The 16,941-nt window shown below is 32.1% G+C and carries 16 protein-coding genes, 1 pseudogene and 1 riboswitch; of the genes and pseudogenes, 11 read left to right on the plus strand and 6 right to left on the minus strand.

Features of this window, described 5'->3' with window-relative positions; translation table 11 throughout:
* Positions 1-321: 321 nt before the first annotated feature.
* Positions 322-501, plus strand: a riboswitch (Lysine riboswitch).
* 53 nt (positions 502-554) lie between these two features.
* The 8 genes from HMPREF3058_RS00900 (at position 555) to lysA (ending at position 8,852) form a co-directional block, all read left to right on the plus strand.
* Positions 555-1,787, plus strand: a complete 1,233-nt coding sequence (locus HMPREF3058_RS00900) for an aspartate kinase (protein ID WP_023474081.1) — start codon at positions 555-557, stop codon at positions 1,785-1,787.
* A 70-nt stretch (positions 1,788-1,857) separates the two neighbouring features.
* Positions 1,858-2,847, plus strand: a complete 990-nt coding sequence (locus HMPREF3058_RS00905) for an aspartate-semialdehyde dehydrogenase (RefSeq protein ID WP_002491002.1) — start codon at positions 1,858-1,860, stop codon at positions 2,845-2,847.
* A gap of 1 nt (position 2,848) precedes the next feature.
* Positions 2,849-3,733, plus strand: a complete 885-nt coding sequence (gene dapA / locus HMPREF3058_RS00910; protein ID WP_002490968.1) for a 4-hydroxy-tetrahydrodipicolinate synthase — start codon at positions 2,849-2,851, stop codon at positions 3,731-3,733.
* Positions 3,733-4,455, plus strand: coding sequence for a 4-hydroxy-tetrahydrodipicolinate reductase (dapB, locus tag HMPREF3058_RS00915; RefSeq protein ID WP_002476108.1), 723 nt, complete (start codon positions 3,733-3,735; stop codon positions 4,453-4,455). Before dapA ends, dapB begins: the two co-directional genes overlap by 1 nt.
* 21 nt (positions 4,456-4,476) lie before the next feature.
* Positions 4,477-5,199 (plus strand): 2,3,4,5-tetrahydropyridine-2,6-dicarboxylate N-acetyltransferase, encoded by a 723-nt coding sequence (dapD, locus tag HMPREF3058_RS00920; RefSeq protein ID WP_001830955.1) that lies wholly within the window; start codon positions 4,477-4,479, stop codon positions 5,197-5,199.
* Positions 5,200-5,355: 156 nt separating this feature from the next.
* Positions 5,356-6,507 (plus strand): amidohydrolase, encoded by a 1,152-nt coding sequence (locus tag HMPREF3058_RS00925; protein WP_002490965.1) that lies wholly within the window; start codon positions 5,356-5,358, stop codon positions 6,505-6,507.
* A gap of 5 nt (positions 6,508-6,512) precedes the next feature.
* Complete coding sequence (locus tag HMPREF3058_RS00930) at positions 6,513-7,586, plus strand: alanine racemase (RefSeq protein WP_002491003.1); 1,074 nt, start codon at positions 6,513-6,515, stop codon at positions 7,584-7,586.
* The gene (gene lysA, locus HMPREF3058_RS00935) at positions 7,587-8,852 is read left to right on the plus strand and encodes a diaminopimelate decarboxylase (protein ID WP_002446411.1); all 1,266 of its coding nucleotides are present in this window, start codon (positions 7,587-7,589) and stop codon (positions 8,850-8,852) included. It abuts the gene before it with no gap.
* A gap of 131 nt (positions 8,853-8,983) precedes the next feature.
* On the opposite strand, the pseudogene HMPREF3058_RS11500 reads toward lysA, so the two are convergent.
* The 3 genes and pseudogenes from HMPREF3058_RS11500 to msaA form a co-directional block, all read right to left on the minus strand.
* Positions 8,984-9,184, minus strand: a pseudogene (locus HMPREF3058_RS11500) (hypothetical protein); the annotation flags it as partial.
* Positions 9,185-9,602: 418 nt separating this feature from the next.
* Entirely contained in the window at positions 9,603-9,803 is a 201-nt protein-coding gene (cspA, locus tag HMPREF3058_RS00945) for a cold shock protein CspA (protein ID WP_001831260.1), read from the minus strand.
* A gap of 180 nt (positions 9,804-9,983) precedes the next feature.
* Complete coding sequence (msaA, locus tag HMPREF3058_RS00950; RefSeq protein ID WP_002446415.1) at positions 9,984-10,292, minus strand: regulatory protein MsaA; 309 nt, start codon at positions 10,290-10,292, stop codon at positions 9,984-9,986.
* Positions 10,293-10,450: 158 nt separating this feature from the next.
* On the opposite strand from msaA, the gene HMPREF3058_RS00955 reads away from it, so the two are divergent.
* The 3 genes from HMPREF3058_RS00955 to HMPREF3058_RS00965 are packed head-to-tail and all read left to right on the plus strand — an operon-like array spanning position 10,451 to position 12,539.
* Complete coding sequence (locus tag HMPREF3058_RS00955; RefSeq protein ID WP_001831190.1) at positions 10,451-10,720, plus strand: acylphosphatase; 270 nt, start codon at positions 10,451-10,453, stop codon at positions 10,718-10,720.
* 39 nt (positions 10,721-10,759) lie between these two features.
* On the plus strand, positions 10,760-11,386 hold the full coding sequence (locus tag HMPREF3058_RS00960) for a 5-bromo-4-chloroindolyl phosphate hydrolysis family protein (protein WP_002499421.1): 627 nt from the start codon (positions 10,760-10,762) through the stop codon (positions 11,384-11,386).
* 22 nt (positions 11,387-11,408) lie between these two features.
* The gene (locus HMPREF3058_RS00965) at positions 11,409-12,539 is read left to right on the plus strand and encodes a toxic anion resistance protein (RefSeq protein ID WP_002499422.1); all 1,131 of its coding nucleotides are present in this window, start codon (positions 11,409-11,411) and stop codon (positions 12,537-12,539) included.
* Between the two features lie 75 nt (positions 12,540-12,614).
* Here HMPREF3058_RS00965 and brnQ read toward each other — a convergent pair whose 3' ends face one another.
* The 3 genes from brnQ to HMPREF3058_RS00980 form a co-directional block, all read right to left on the minus strand.
* Positions 12,615-13,958 carry a branched-chain amino acid-like transporter carrier protein BrnQ3 gene (gene brnQ, locus HMPREF3058_RS00970; protein ID WP_002476126.1) on the minus strand — a complete coding sequence of 448 codons (1,344 nt, stop codon included), beginning with the start codon at positions 13,956-13,958 and terminating at the stop codon, positions 12,615-12,617.
* A 186-nt stretch (positions 13,959-14,144) separates the two neighbouring features.
* Positions 14,145-16,034, minus strand: coding sequence for a vWA domain-containing protein (locus tag HMPREF3058_RS00975; RefSeq protein WP_002486102.1), 1,890 nt, complete (start codon positions 16,032-16,034; stop codon positions 14,145-14,147).
* A 12-nt stretch (positions 16,035-16,046) separates the two neighbouring features.
* Positions 16,047-16,838 carry an ATP-binding protein gene (locus tag HMPREF3058_RS00980; protein WP_002457650.1) on the minus strand — a complete coding sequence of 264 codons (792 nt, stop codon included), beginning with the start codon at positions 16,836-16,838 and terminating at the stop codon, positions 16,047-16,049.
* Positions 16,839-16,941 lie beyond the last annotated feature (103 nt).

The raw sequence follows: 16,941 nt of genomic DNA on the forward strand, positions 1-16,941 counted from the left end.
CATAGATTTCTTCATAGCTAATCTTAGTATGTTTGTTTATATCATTTAATCTTTATTCGGTTGTTATGGGTATTAGATTAATATTGTTATCGTTTCAGTTATAAACTTTTAATATTGATCAAAAATTAAAAATACATACTTTTAAATACTAATACTTAAAAATCTAGATAAGGTGTTTAATTTGTAATAAGCGTATTAAATTTATAAAAATTACTTATCATGTGAATTCACACGTAAATTTTCAGTATATTTTTAAAAATCTAAAATATTGGTTTACATAGATATATTGTCTATGTATAATGAAAACATATCAATTGAATAAGATTTTGATGAGGCGCATCAATCATGAGTAAACTTTAGATAATTTGTCTGCTAACAATTATAGAGTTAAAAGGGTGAGATGCCGAAATGATTCATAATAGCAGTTATGAATCGTTGGACTTAATGGTTAAGAGCTATAAGTTTGTCATTATTATTAAATAATGGAGTGCATCACTTGTACATAAATGTAGAACAAGTTCGGCATTCCGAACTTGTTCTTTTTTATACTGTGTATGTCTCCTCTAATTATAGGAGGACTGAAATTGAATAGAAGCGTTTTAAAATTTGGCGGTTCTTCCGTCAGTGATTTTAAAAAAATAAAAAATATCGCTGAAATGCTTAAAACACGCATTGAAGATGGTGAGGAATTAATCGTTGTTGTTAGTGCTATGGGTAAGACAACTGATCAATTGATGAATAATGTATCAAGTCTTACTTCTACCCCTAAAGATCAAGAACTCGCATTGCTATTAACAACTGGTGAACAACAAACGGTTTCTTACCTTTCTATGGTACTTAATGACATAGGTGTAAATGCTAAAGCAATGACAGGTTATCAAGCTGGCATTAAGACTGTAGGACATCACTTAAAAAGTAAAATAGCAGAAATTAATCCCAATATTTTTGATGAGGCTTTTAAAGATCATGACATTTTAGTTGTAGCTGGATTTCAAGGTATAAACGATGATTTCGAACTTACTACACTTGGACGAGGTGGTTCTGATACTACAGCTGTAGCTTTAGCAGCAAGCAATCAGATACCTTGTGAAATTTATACTGACGTTGATGGTGTGTATGCAACAGATCCTAGAATACTAAATGAAGCGAAGCGTTTAGAATATGTCTCTTATGAGGAAATGATGGAAATGAGTGCGCTTGGTGCAGGTGTACTTGAAACGAGAAGTGTTGAATTAGCCAAGAATTATGATATTCCTCTTTACTTAGGAAGAACTTTATCAAATATGAAAGGAACATGGATTATGTCTAAAAGTGATTTATTAGAAAAAAAAGCAGTAACTGGTGTTGCATTGGATACACACATGATGCACGTCACGATAAGTTATCCCCTACCGGATAATCAGTTACTAACACAATTGTTTACCGCATTGGAAGAAGAATCTGTAAATGTTGATATGATTTCTCAAATTGTAAATTTAGAAGGTTTACAATTATCTTTTTCAATTAAAGATAGTGATGCACATCAAATTTCTTCAATTTTGGAAAATTTATCCACACACTTCTCAGCACTTGATTATAAAATTAATGAAGCATATGTCAAAATATCTTTAATTGGATCAGGTATGAGAGATATGTCAGGAGTAGCATCAAAAGCTTTTATGACGCTTATCAATTCAGACATTCCATTTTATCAAACGACGACATCGGAAATTAGCATATCTTATGTGATAGACGAAGAAAATGGTGAAAAAGCAGTAGAAGAATTGTATCATGCCTTCGAAATTTAGCATTCATGTGATATATTTATTATAAATTTTCTAAAAATTACTAATATTAAGAATGGAGTGACTATTAATTATGACAAGATTAGCAGTAGCTGGAGCAACAGGATTAGTTGGAACAAAAATGTTAGAGACACTAGATCGAAAACAAATACCTTTTGATGAATTAGTATTATTTTCTTCTGCTCGCTCAGCAGGAAAAAAAGTTGAATTTCAAGGACAATCGTATACTGTTCAAGAATTAACTGATGAAGCAGCAAGTGAACATTTTGATTATGTTTTAATGAGTGCGGGAGGTAGCACAAGTGAGCACTTTGCCCCACTATTTGAGACGGCTGGAGCCATTGTTATTGATAATTCAAGTCAATGGAGAATGGCTGAAGATGTCGATTTAATTGTTCCAGAAGTGAATGAGCCTCAATTTACACGTGGCATTATTGCTAATCCAAATTGCTCTACAATCCAATCAGTTGTACCTCTTAAAATTTTACAAGATGCATATGGATTAAAACGTGTCGCTTATACGACTTATCAAGCTGTATCAGGTTCTGGTGTTAAAGGAAAAAGAGATTTAGCTGAAGGCGCTAATGGAAAAGAACCTGAAGCATATCCCTATCCAATTTACAATAATGTATTACCACATATAGATGTTTTTCTTGAAAATGGGTATACAAAAGAAGAACAAAAAATGATTGATGAAACGAAAAAAATTCTTAACGACCAAAACTTAAAAGTAACTGCTACATGTGTACGTGTACCAGTACAAGATAGTCACAGTATTGAAATCGATGTGACTTTAAATCAAGATACTACAGTTAAAGAGATACAAGAATTATTTGCACAAGATCAACGTGTAGTTCTTGTAGATAATCCAAGTAAAAATGAATATCCATTAGCCATTCATTCTACAGGCAAAGATGAAGTATTTGTAGGACGTATCCGCCGGGATGACTCTCTTGAAAATACATTCCATGTATGGTGTACCTCTGATAATTTACTCAAAGGCGCAGCATTAAATGCAGTTCAAGTATTAGAACAAATTTTAACTTTGAAAGGGGCAAGATAATATGACACACATGTTTGAAGGCGTTGGTGTAGCATTAGCGACTCCCTTTACCAATAATGAGGTTGATTTCGACGCATTAGAAAGACATGTTCAATTTCTTTTAGATAACAATATTCAAGCAATTATAGTGAATGGCACTACAGCAGAAAGTCCGACATTAACTGACGAAGAAAAAGAGAAGGTATTGTCAACGGTAGTTAAACTCGTAAATCATAGCGTTCCTGTTATTGCGGGTACTGGTACTAATAATACGTATAAATCAATTCAAGCTTCAATACGTGCTAAAGAAATTGGTGCAGATGCAGTCATGTTAATTACACCCTACTACAACAAAACGAATCAACGTGGTTTAATTCAACATTTTGAGACAATCGCAAATGAAGTGAAATTACCAGTAATTCTTTACAATGTGCCCTCACGAACAAACATGACGATAGAGCCAGAAACAGTTGAAATTCTCAGTCATAATCCATATATCGTTGCTTTAAAAGATGCGACAAATGATTTTGAGTATTTTGATGAAGTAAAACAACGTATTAATGCTAATGAATTTGCATTATATAGTGGGAATGACGACAATGTTGTGAAGTTCTATCAACGTGGAGGTAAAGGTGTCATCTCTGTAATTGCGAATGTAATTCCACAAGAATTTCAATATTTATATGATAATAGACAAAATGAAACCGATATTACTAATTACTTTAAACCTATCGAAAAATTGTTAGAAGCGTTGTCAATTGACGTTAACCCAATACCCATTAAAGTTTTAACCGCATATTTGGGTTATGGTCATTACGAAGTGAGATTACCATTAGTGCCTTTAGAAGAAGCACAATGTAAACAAGTTGAAAGAGCATTTGAACAATTTAAAGCAGGTGAACAATAATGAACATACTACTAATTGGATATGGTGCAATGAATCAAAGAGTTGCACGATTAGCTGAAGATAAAGGTCATGAAATTGTTGGAGTCATAGACAGAACTCCAAAATCATCGACACCTTATTCTCAATATAAACACATTAGTGAATGTAAAGAAGCTGATGTTGCTATTGACTTTTCAAATCCTGAATTGCTCTTTCCTCTATTAGAAGAACAATTCAATCTGCCTCTTGTCATCGCAACTACAGGTGAAAAAGAAACGTTAATACAAAAATTGGAAACGCTAAGTCAAAGAACACCTGTATTTTTTAGTGCAAATATGAGTTACGGTGTCCATGCATTAACTAAAATATTAGAAACTGCAGTTCCCTTACTTGAAGATTTCGATATCGAACTGACAGAAGCGCATCATAATAAAAAAGTCGATGCACCTAGTGGCACATTAGTTAAATTGTATGATGTCATTAAAGAATTACGTGACAATGTCTCACCTGTTTATGATAGACACGAAAAAACTGAGAAGCGTACACATGATGAGATAGGTATACATGCTGTTCGTGGCGGTACGATTGTCGGGGAACATGACATTTTATTTGCAGGTACTGATGAAACAATTACTATCTCACATAGAGCACAATCAAAAGATATCTTTGCAAATGGTGCCATTGGCGCTGCAGAAAAATTAATTCACAAAAACCCAGGTTTTTATACTTTTAATAATCTATAAATCAAAGGAGTTATTCAAATTATGGTACAACATTTATCAGCTCAAGAAATCATTCAATATATTAGTGATGCTAAGAAATCAACACCACTCAAAGTTTATGTAAATGGTCATTTTGAAAATGTGACATTCCCAGAATCTTTTAAAGTTTTTGGCTCTGAACATTCAAAAGTAATTTTCTGTGAAGCAGATGAATGGAAACAATTTTATCAACAAAATCATTCATTAATCACTGAATTAGAAATTGAGATGGATCGTCGTAATTCAGCTATACCGCTTAAAGATTTAACAAACACAAATGCTCGTATTGAGCCAGGTGCGTTTATTCGTGAGCAAGCTATCATTGAAGATGGTGCTGTGGTTATGATGGGTGCTACGATTAATATTGGAGCTATTGTAGGTGAAGGAACAATGATAGACATGAACGCAACACTTGGTGGCCGAGCTACAACAGGAAAAAATGTTCATGTTGGTGCAGGAGCTGTTTTAGCTGGTGTCATTGAACCTCCAAGTGCTTCCCCAGTTGTCATTGAAGACAATGTTTTAATTGGAGCAAATGCTGTCATTCTTGAAGGTGTACGCGTTGGTGCAGGAGCTATTGTAGCAGCTGGAGCTATTGTAACTCAAGATGTGCCTGCTGGTGCTGTAGTTGCTGGTACGCCTGCTAAAGTAATTAAACAAACTTCAGAAGTTCAAGACTCAAAACGTGAGATTGTGTCTGCACTGCGTAAATTAAATAATGAATAGCGACATAGAATAATTGTGTAGATAAAAAATATGTTCAAGGTGGAATCCAATGATTAATTTATATAGGATGCATTAATCATTCATTTCGCCTTTTTATTATAGAATGATACACATTGAAATATTAATGAAATAGTTATACAAGGGATGGATGATTTTATGAACGAGTTAGAATTCGTTACATTACACAGAAGACATTTACATCAATATCCAGAATTAAGTTTACATGAATTTGAAACGACATCATATATAACATCATTTTTAGAGGATTTAGGCGTACCTTACGACCGACCACTTAAAACTGGTGTTATTGCTTATTTGGAAGGTAATAGTCACCACACTATTGCATTCAGAGCAGATATAGACGCGTTACCAATTTATGAAGAAAATGATATTGATTTTAAAAGTAAGAATGATCACGTCATGCACGCGTGTGGTCATGATGGACATACGACCGCACTTATGCTTTTTGTTAAAAGGTGTAAAGCATTGTATGACAAATCTGAATTACCTCATAATGTAGTGTTTATATTTCAACCTGCCGAAGAAACCGGTGGAGGAGCTAATCGCTTAATCAAAGCTGGCGCTTTTGACAAGTACCCTATTGAAGCGGTATTTGGTTTTCACGTTAATCCGTTTGAAAAAGAAGGTAAAATTGTAATTCGTGATGAAGAAATCACTGCAAGTGCCACTGAGTATCGCTTCTTTTTAAAAGGATTATCTAGTCATGTTGCTGATAAGGAGCAAGGTCATTCATGTGGTGAGGGGTTACAGCATGTCTTAAGTCAAATCGGTCAAATCCAACAGTTTCATTTGAATGGATTGAAACGTAACATTATTCATATGGGTCATTTTGAAGCTGGTGAAGCTATTAATACAGTACCGAGTCATGGTTATCTTGAAGGTACTATTCGTACATATGACACTGAAGATTTGGCTATTGTAAAACACCAAATGCATAAAATAGCGGAAAGTGTTCAATTATTATTTAATGTTGAATGTGAGGTTAAATTTGAAGAAGGATATCCACCAACAATGAATCATCCACAATTACGTCAATCCGTTGAGAACGCTATAGAAGGTGCAAATTTAGAAGTTGTTGAAAAAAAGCTCCCCTTCCTGTTCGGTGAAGATTTTAGTTTTTATGGTCAACAACTTGCCCCTTCATATTTTGTATTTGTTGGTACTCAAAACAAGGAAAAAGGTTTTGTGACTGGTCTTCATACTGCACATCTTAATTTTGATGAGAAAATATTAATTGACGTTGTAAATTATTACGAGCATTTGTTAAGAAATTATAAAGAGGTGTAAAGCAATTGACAGCAATTTGGTCATTAGATACAGAAGCATTTTATCAGAATGCAGTAAAAGTAAAAAATAACGAGCCAATAATAGCAGTTGTAAAAAACAATGCATATCATTATGGACTTGAGTTTGCAGTGAAAACATTTTTAAAAGCGGAAATTAATACATTTAGCACAACTTCATTAAATGAAGCTATACGAGTTAGAAAAATAGCACCTGAAGCAACTATATTTTTAATGAATCCTGTTTATGATTTTGATTTAGTAAAACGTTATGATATTCATATGACACTCCCCTCTTTAAACTATTATTATAAATATAAACAAGATTTAAAAGGCATTCATGTACATTTAGAATATGAAAATTTATTACATCGTTCTGGTTTTAGAAATATCGAAGAAATACGTGAAGTTTTAAAAGATCATGATCAAAATAATCAAGATAAAATGATTATTTCAGGAATATGGACGCATTTTGGCTATGCAGACGAATTTGACGTAGATGAATATAAAATGGAACGTGATGCTTGGTTAAACTTGATAAATACACTTTTAAATGAAAATTATCATTTTGATATGATACATTCACAAAATAGTGCAAGTTATTTTCGTGAGAATCAAATGTTACTTCCTCATCACACTCATGCTAGAGTTGGAATTGCCCTTTATGGTTCAAGACCATATAGTCTTATAAATGAAGAACGCATTACTCAATCTTTGACTGTTAAAGGTAATGTTATACAAGTTCGTGATGTAAATAAAGGTGATTATTGTGGATATAGTTTCGCCTTCGAAGTAAAGAATGACCACACTCAATTAGCTGTTGTTGATATAGGTTATGGCGATGGTATTCTAAAATCAAGAGCAAAACACGAAGCTATAATTAATGGTAAGCGATATCCAATTAGAGCATTAATGATGAGTCATATGTTTATTGAAGTTGATGACGAAGTTCATGCACAAGACGAAGTCATATTATATAATAAGGATATACGCATAGATGAATTTACATTTAAAGGTGTTGGCGCAAATTCAGAACAATTAAGCGCAATGAATCACGATTCTCTTATAAAGGAGTATTTATAAATGGTAGTTAATTATAACGATAACGGCGAACTGACAATGGGAGGTACAAGCTTAAAAACTATTGCACAAAGTTTTGGTACACCCTCGATTGTTTACGATGAAGACCAAATTCGTAATCAGATAAGACGATATCATAAAGCATTTGAAGCAAGTGGTTTAAGCTACAATATATCTTATGCCTCAAAAGCTTTCACATGTATTCAGATGGTCAAATTAATTGATGAAGAAAATTTACAATTAGATGTTGTTTCTGAAGGTGAACTTTATACAGCTCTTGAAGCAGGATTTGATTCGAAACGTATTCACTTCCATGGGAACAACAAGACGAAACGCGAGATTCAATATGCATTAGATAATCAGATTGGTTATTTTGTAGTGGATACGCTCGAGGAAATAGATCTTATTGATAAATATGCTGATAGTAATGTGGATGTTGTATTACGTGTGAACCCTGGTGTTGAAGCACATACACATGAATTTATTCAAACTGGACAGGAAGATAGTAAATTTGGATTATCAATCAAACACGGTCTAGCATTAAATGCAGTTAATAAAGTAAAAGCAACGAAACATTTGCAACTTAAAGGAATACATTTCCATATTGGCTCTCAAATCGAAGGCACTGAGGCGATGATTAAGACAGCTAAAATTGTGCTTAATTGGTTAGCAAGTGAACGAATTGAAGTGAGTTTGCTTAACATAGGTGGTGGTTTCGGAATTAAATATGTCGAAGGAGATGAAAGCTTCCCTATTGAGCAAGGAATATCTGAAATTACTGAAGCTATTAAAGAAACTGCACAAGCATTGCAGTACAATATTCCTGAAATTGGGATAGAACCTGGCCGTTCAATTGTTGGAGAAGCAGGTATCACTTTATATGAGGTTGGTACAATTAAAGATATTCCTGGAGTTAATAAATATGTATCAGTTGATGGCGGAATGAGTGATCACATACGAACTGCACTTTATGGTGCACAGTATGAGGCGTTGTTAGTTAACAGAAATGAAAAAGCTAATGAATCTGTAACAATTGCAGGTAAACTCTGTGAATCTGGTGATATTATCGTACGAGATGCTCAATTACCCTCTTCTGTTCATAGAGGTGATTATCTAGCAGTACTTTCTACTGGTGCGTATCATTATTCAATGGCTTCAAATTATAATCAAATGCAAAAACCTTCAGTATTTTTCTTGAAAGATGGAAAAGCACGTGAAGTGATTAAACGTCAATCATTGAGACAATTAATTATTAATGATACAAAATAATTCTAAAAAGTGAGCGAGTAAAAACGCATCTACTATCAATATGATTTCGCTTAAAAACTATTTAAAAACGCCTTGGATAGGTTCAGTATATCTATCCGAGGCGTTTTTACTTACTTTAAATTAAATGAAATTTAAAATTGAATTTTTCTGAAAATCCTAATTGCTAAGAGGTAAATAATGATTATATAAACAATAGTAATAGAGCTCATTATTGATAAGTTTAAAATAAAACTTTTATCGGTATCTAAATTTGTGAAATTTGAAGGGAAAAACTTGATTTTATTAATATTGTCTGTAATCTTTATGACCACATAACATAAAATCATACTGATATATGAATAAATTATTTAGTCTTAATTTTTTAATTTTAAAATTTACCATTTAATGAAACGACCACGGTAACCAAAATAAAAACGACCAATTGAAACCTGCAATAATTTAAAAGGATTTGGCATAACAATATATCCTTTCCCCTACTTATTACTTATATTATAAAGAGCTTAAAATAATAAATCAATAAATAATTATATTGGAGACTATATTATTTAATGGAAGTTTTGGAGAAGTTATGCTTTTCTTTAAACACAGACATGCAAAAAAATAATGAGATAGTCATAATTCTTATTTTGGGCATAAAAAACAGAAAGAAATTAAAATTAATTTCTTTCTGTGATACGGTATGTATTGATATAAAAAACACCTTACTGCTTGGTAAGGTGTTAGTTAAAGTCAATGATTACAATCTATTTATTATAGTTTAACAACGTTTGCAGCTTGAGGACCGCGATCGCCTTCAACTACTTCAAATTCAACTGATTGACCTTCTTCTAATGATTTGTATCCTTCTTGGTTAATTGCTGAGAAGTGTACGAATACGTCGTTTTCTCCTTCAACTTCGATGAAACCAAAACCTTTTTCGGCATTAAACCATTTAACTGTACCTTGTTTCATAACTCTGAAACCTCCAAGACTAAATTCTTTCAATATGCATTATTCGCATATTACAAAAAATACATGTCTAAAATCTAATATAAATCAAATATTCTTTGCAATATGGAATAAAACAATTGCTTAATAATCATTATAGTTTAGTCATAGCTAAATTGCAATACAATTATAGAAAATTATCATTCAATCTATTTTTGGAAGATTAAAATAAACCTCATTATTTTTTAAAATAATAAAACTATAAAATATTTGTAAATCTTCCTCACAGTCTTCACAAAAGTTTAAATCACAATTGTTGTAAAAAGCATGTATATTATACTTCCCTACTACATAATTGTCGTAACATTTCTTACTATGGTTTAGTACATTTATGTAATACTCCATCATTTGTTCGTATGTAGTAAATTCTGATTGCTCCACAATTTTTTGTGGCCAATCATCAAATAGCCACCAACCTTCGTAGTCAGCCCTGATCTTGACTACTGTCCACATAATAATTTCCCCTTCCCTACTATAAAGCTACAACAATAATTTTAACTTTTCATGTTTTAAAATCAAGTTTCAAGCCTTGTGATATAAACAATTTTTTGAATAGCAAATATTAGTTTTTTACAATTAAAATACGTATAATAAAGACAAGAGGTGATTTTATGCAACGTAAACATATTCAAGTTTTTGGTACAGTACAAGGTGTGGGATTTAGATTTTACACGCAACGTATTGCTCATCAATTTAATATTAAAGGTACAGTCCAAAATGTTGAGGACTATGTAGATATATATGCTCAGGGCGACGATACAGAATTAGAACAGTTTATTGATTCTGTGATCCAAGGTGCTTCACCGGCTTCACAAGTGTCTAATTACAATATTGAAGAATTAGACCTTGATGAATCTTTATCAGAGTTTAAGACAATTTAGGTTTATAATATAAGACTTTAATATAAAGGAAGATGACACTTGAGATATAACATTTCACGTATATTTGGAGTGTTAGTGGGTATACCAGTGGCCTTTATTGTTTGGCTTATTACTGTTTTTGCGTTGGATTTATCATTCATTATAGACATGCTTATCAGTTTTGGTAGTTTCATTGCATCATACTTCCCTACGCAAAGGCTCACTTCACGAAAGTATCTTAATGAAATTGGTTTATCAAGAAGAGATTACAGATATGTTCAATCACAGCTTCATCATGCACATACTAAAATTAGAACTATCTTAAAGTCATTTATTAATATTCGTTCAATCAAAGATTTTAGACAAGTAAATGATATATATCGAATTTCTCGTTCTATTCATACAAGCATTAAGCAAAGACCCGCGATGTTTTTTAAAGTTGAAAGCTTTTTCTATTCTCATTTAGATAATGCCCTTAACTTAGTAGACTCGTATACACGTCTTGCAAGAATGCCACGTAAGTCGCAAGATGAAAAGCTAAAATTAGAACAAACACGTATTACTCTAGATGAAATAAAAAGAACGCTCATTGCTGATCTTAAAAGGCTTAATGAGGAAGATTATAAGCGACTAGATGTTGAAATAGAATTAAATAGATTAGAACAGCAACGTCGACATAATAATTAATAGAAATGGAGAGATGAGTGAGATGGTAAGTGAACAAAGTAGTAATCAATCACATCCACTTGATTACTATATGGATAATCAATCAACTGATCATCATACAATCGCTGAAGATCTTGAAATGCAATTAACTGAAAATGATAAACAAAGAATTAAATCAATAAGTGAGCAAATTGAGCCACTTAACCATGAAGGATTATTAAAATATGGTGCTAATCTTCAACAAAAGATGTCTCATTTTTCTCATCAAATTTTAGATGACGTTCAATCAAAAGATATGGGACCAGTTGGGGAAACTTTAAGTCAATTAATGGGAAAATTAAAATCTGTAAATCCAAATGACATAAATCCAGAAAAACAATCTAGATTAAAGCGTTTATTTAAACGTACTAAAGCTTCTATTAATGAAGTGTTTTCTAGAATGCAATCTGTAAGTTCTCAAATTGATCGTATTACTATTCAATTAGAAAAACATAAAGATCAGTTAACTAAAGATGTTGAATTTCTTGATCAATTATATCAGGAAAATAAAACATATTTTGATAACGTTTCTTTATATATCTTAGCGGCTCAGAAAAAGAAAAAAGAAATATTGACAGAAACCATACCCCAGTTACGAGAAAAGGCGCATCAAACTGGTAATCAAATGGATATTCAGGCAACTGTTGATATGGAACAGTTTGTTGATCGTTTAGATAAGCGCATTTATGATTTACAATTATCTAAGCAAATTGCTATTCAAACTGCACCTCAAATCCGTATGATACAAAATGTCAACCAAGCTTTAGCCGAAAAAATTCAAAGTTCAATTTTAACAAGTATTCCTTTATGGAAAAATCAAATGGCTATTGCCCTTACTTTGATGAGACAAAGAAATGCTGTTTCAGCACAACGTTCGGTTACCGATACTACGAATGAGTTACTTACTCAAAATGCGTCAATGTTAAAGAAAAACGCTATTGAAACGGCAGCTGAGAATGAGCGTGGCATCGTTGACATCGAAACGTTAAAGACAACACAAAATGACATTATTGAAACAATTGAACAAACACTTCAAATTCAAGAAGATGGTAGGCAGAAACGTCAAGTTGCAGAGAAGGAACTTAATGAATTAGAACAAGATTTGAAGCAGCATCTATTATCTATGCGCAAATAATAAAAAACACTCGTCACATGTGATTTAGATTTAGTCTATCACTTATTTGACGAGTGTTTTTTATTTTAAATTTACTTATTCTTTTTGATATACAATGTTAGATTGTTTAACAAAATAACTAATCATGTAACCAACAAGAGTTGCTACAACAGCAATTGGGAACCATTCAAGTGAATATTCTTTTAAAGGTAAACTATCTATAAATGAAATACGTATCCACCCTTGTGTCGTTATTAAGCTTAAGATTGATTCAATTGCTACAATAATTAACGGTATTTGTTGTGCAATACGTTTTGTAGGTATGAAGCGAGCAATGAGTATTAACAAAATAACTGTAATAGCCACTGGATAGATTACACTGAGTACAGGGACTGACATTTTAATTACGGAATTAAGTCCTTGGTTAGCTAAAATGAAACTAACTAAAATGAAAAACACCACAAATACTTTATAAGGTATCTTAGGTATTATTCTGTGGAAATATTCACTTACTGATACGATTAATCCACAAGCAGTAGTTAAACATGCTAATGATACGATAATACCAAGTAAGTATTTTCCGAAAGTACCAAAGCCCTTCATTGCCATTGTTGTGAGTAAATACGTCCCTATATTTTGATCTTTAGCTTTCAATTCCTTTAGAGTATCTGAAGGAATATTGATATGATTGCCTATGTACCCTAGCGAAATATATATAAATACTAATGCGATTGCAGCTATGAGACCAGCAATAATGGTCTGTTTAAAGATTTTATCAGCATGCTGTATTCCTGTTGTTTTAATCGCATTAACAACAATCATTGAAAACGCAATAGAAGCAATAGCATCCATTGTAAGGTAACCTTGTGTAAATCCTTGTGAAAATCCACTTAAATTGGAATGATAAGCATTTGTCATGCCGTAATTTGAAGAATGTCCACCAAAATCTACAAAACCTTTAATGATCATAGCGACAATGGTAATAAGTAATAAAGGTGTAAGTAATGAACCAATACGATCTATCATCTTATTAGGATTCAAGCATAAATAAAGAACGATTAAAAAATAGATTACTGTAAAAATAAATAATGCTAAATTCCCACTATTATGTGCAATAGGAGTAACAGTCATTTCAAATGAAGTTGAAGCTGTACGTGGTATCGCAAATAATGGTCCTATAGTGAGATAGATGATAATCAAAAATATTAATGAAAATCGTGGTGATATTTTATTAAAAGACCCAATATAACCATGTTTATCAAGCGCGCCTACCACAACGCCAAGAAGCGGTAATCCAATACCCGTAAGTGCAAAGGCTAGTATGGCTGGCCAAAAGAAATGACCACTTTCGAGTCCAAGTTGTGTTGGAAATATAAGGTTACCTGCGCCAAAAAACATAGCGAATAAAGTAAAGCCTATAATCCACGTATTTTTATTCATAATGCTGCTCCTTTTTATCTAATAATGCAACATTCAATATTCTATCATAATAAAGAAATATTAGTCTATATAAAATTTCAGAAAATTAAAACATTATACAATTGATGTAATTACTTCGTCAAAAATACGTAATGATTTATATAAATGAAGTTACAAGTTAGAAATTTTGAATTGATAAACTAACTTTTATAAAGATTTAAGTAACAATTTTTTTAGTAATGGTGATAAGTGACTCGGTAAATGTTCCACGCCTTCGACAAATATAGCAAATTGGCCATATATGTTATGAATGGTTTGTTCGATGTCTTCAGTAATTGGCTCTTGGCTAAGAAAGACATTAAATACTTCTATACCAAATTTGCGCGCACGTTCAACAGCTTCATACGTATCTAAAATACCATCTTGACTGTAATTAAATGCAGACGGTTCTCCATCTGAGAATACGATTAAAAAGCGTTGTTCATGACTTCTTTGTAATAAACGCTCGCTCGCAATTCTGATAGCTACGCCATCACGATTATCATCTTGAGGTTCTAATGTCATGATACGTGGGCCTTCTTTTTCAAAGATAGAGTAATTATAATTAATGATTTCATCAATGATATTTGGTTGTTGACGTTCGTCAGCTTCAAAAGCATCTTCATTAAATGCTAGTATTTCATGTTTAATATTCAAAGATTTTAAAGTTTCATGGAACAAGACAACACCCTTGATTGTTTCATCCATTTTATCGTGCATACTCGCTGATGCATCGATGAGTAATGTAAATGTTGCATCGAATGTCTTGCTTAAATCCTGTTTTTTGTAAAATAACTTAAATTGATCATCAATAAACCAATTAATAAGGTCTTTTTGTAAGCGTCCCTTTGTTAAATTGTGTCTTTCATCTTCATGTTCTCTGTCGATGGTCTTTTCGATAATTTGTATTAAATCTTTAATTTCAAACTGTACATCATTTTTTGAATATTGATAATCTATCACATTTTGCGGTGTAATATCAGGGATATTCCATTCAATACTTACGTCTTTATTAATGCCTTTTAAAGCAAAAGTCTGGTTTTGTCCTGTAAATCCACCTTCATCGTGATCAAGTGTATTTTCTGACCCTTTACCTTTTTTGGTCATCATATCAGTCATATCATCAGTGCTGTCACCTTCTCGAGCCGTATCATTATCAGCCATAACTTCACTGTTTTCACCCTCATGTAGCTCCATTTCTAAATATGCCCCGCCTTTAGACTCACTGTCTGCGGCTTTTGTTTCAGCTTCAGCTGTTTCTACATCTTCCTCTGTCTGATGATTATCTTTACCATCAGTATTGCTCGCATCTGTACGTTTTAAGTCTTCAAAACTATCTGCATAAATATCTTCATATAATTTTTGAGGTAAGTAGTAATATTCATTTAGCATATCTTCCTTTAATAAATCATCCACTTGATACATGATACGTTCTGCTAAATACATATTATCTTCTGATGTATGATTCTGAAAAATATTTGGTAAGTACTGATACATATGAACTAAAATGTCATCAAATGCTGGATGTATGGATGGAATATTAAAAAAGTTTTGACTTAAAAATGCATGCTCTAAATAAAGAAAAAGTAAATCAGTATATACAGTTTTAGTTTTGTAAAAATTAATTTGAGATTCTGTGAAAGATAATCGTGTTTCTATGCGTAAATCAATCATTTTTGTAGTGCTAGGTCTTTGTTGTCTAATATGTTCAAATATACGTACATCCTCTAAAAGTTTAAATAATTGATGAAAGAACTTAGGGTGTTCGAAATCATTGTTGTGTAAAACTTGATTGATGATTGAAAGATCCATATTCAGATATCCATACGTTGCGAGTAAGACATCTGTTTTCAGTCCAGCTTGTTCAATATGTTTCGGTCTATGAGACCAAAACCAACTCGCAATGAGTGTATTACTATAAGGATTATAGTAAGGGAATTTTTGTATTTTAACTTGTGTTTGTTCATTTTTTAAAAGTAAACGTGCTAAGTCTTGTAACATCATTACTTGTTTTGCATCTAATTGTTCATCGTTGAATTTTATAAAACGATCACTCATTTTTATCCCTCTTTAAAAATTAAGCTCGATAGCGTTAAGTATCGCTTGTTGTTCTCGCTCATCCTCTAATTTATCAATAATTGTACGTTGTACCGCACGTTCAATAGGCATGACAGTTGCTAAATCACTAAGGTCGATTAAAGCTCGAATACTTGCAGCCTCTTCAGAAATTTGACCTTGCTTGGTCATAGTACGTAAATCTTCGTTAAATTTAATGATATGTTGAATCAATTGTTCATCTTGTAATTTACTTTGCTCTTTAATGACTGTTTTAAGAATGTCACCATCGATATAATCTACTTCTATGACGATAAATCTATTTTTTAAAGCCTCATTCATTGGTAATGTTCCTACATAACCTTCATTAATAGCAGCAATTACATTAAATCCAGGAGCTGCTTTAATCACTTCACCAGTATAAGGGTTTGTCAATTGACGTCGATAATCTAATACACCGTTAAGTATAGGTAATGTTTCCGGTTTTGCCATATTAATTTCATCTATATATAAAATGTGACCTTCTTTCATTGCTTTTATTACAGGACCATCAATGAAGACAATTTCTTGGTGACCTTCTTCATTAGTTTGAATTGTTTTAAAACCTAATAAGCTTTCAGTATCTAGATCTACTGAACAATTAACTTGATGCATAGGTAAATTCATAACATGACTTAACGTTTCGGCAAGCTTGGTTTTTCCTGATCCTGTTGGCCCTTTTAGTAGTATGTTCTTATTTAATTGAAATAAAGCTTTAGCATCCTCAAAAACTGTTTGATCTGAATTTTTGTAAACTGTTTGTACCATAATTCCCATCCTTTAATGTTAAAAAAGACTAAGACATTAGTTTTTGGTGCATAGTCTTAGTCTTATTTAAAATGATTAAAATAAATGACTTATTTAGTCATTA

The sequence above is a fragment of the Staphylococcus sp. HMSC068G11 genome (genome assembly GCF_001815825.1).
Classification (GTDB): Bacteria; Bacillota; Bacilli; order Staphylococcales; family Staphylococcaceae; genus Staphylococcus; species Staphylococcus epidermidis.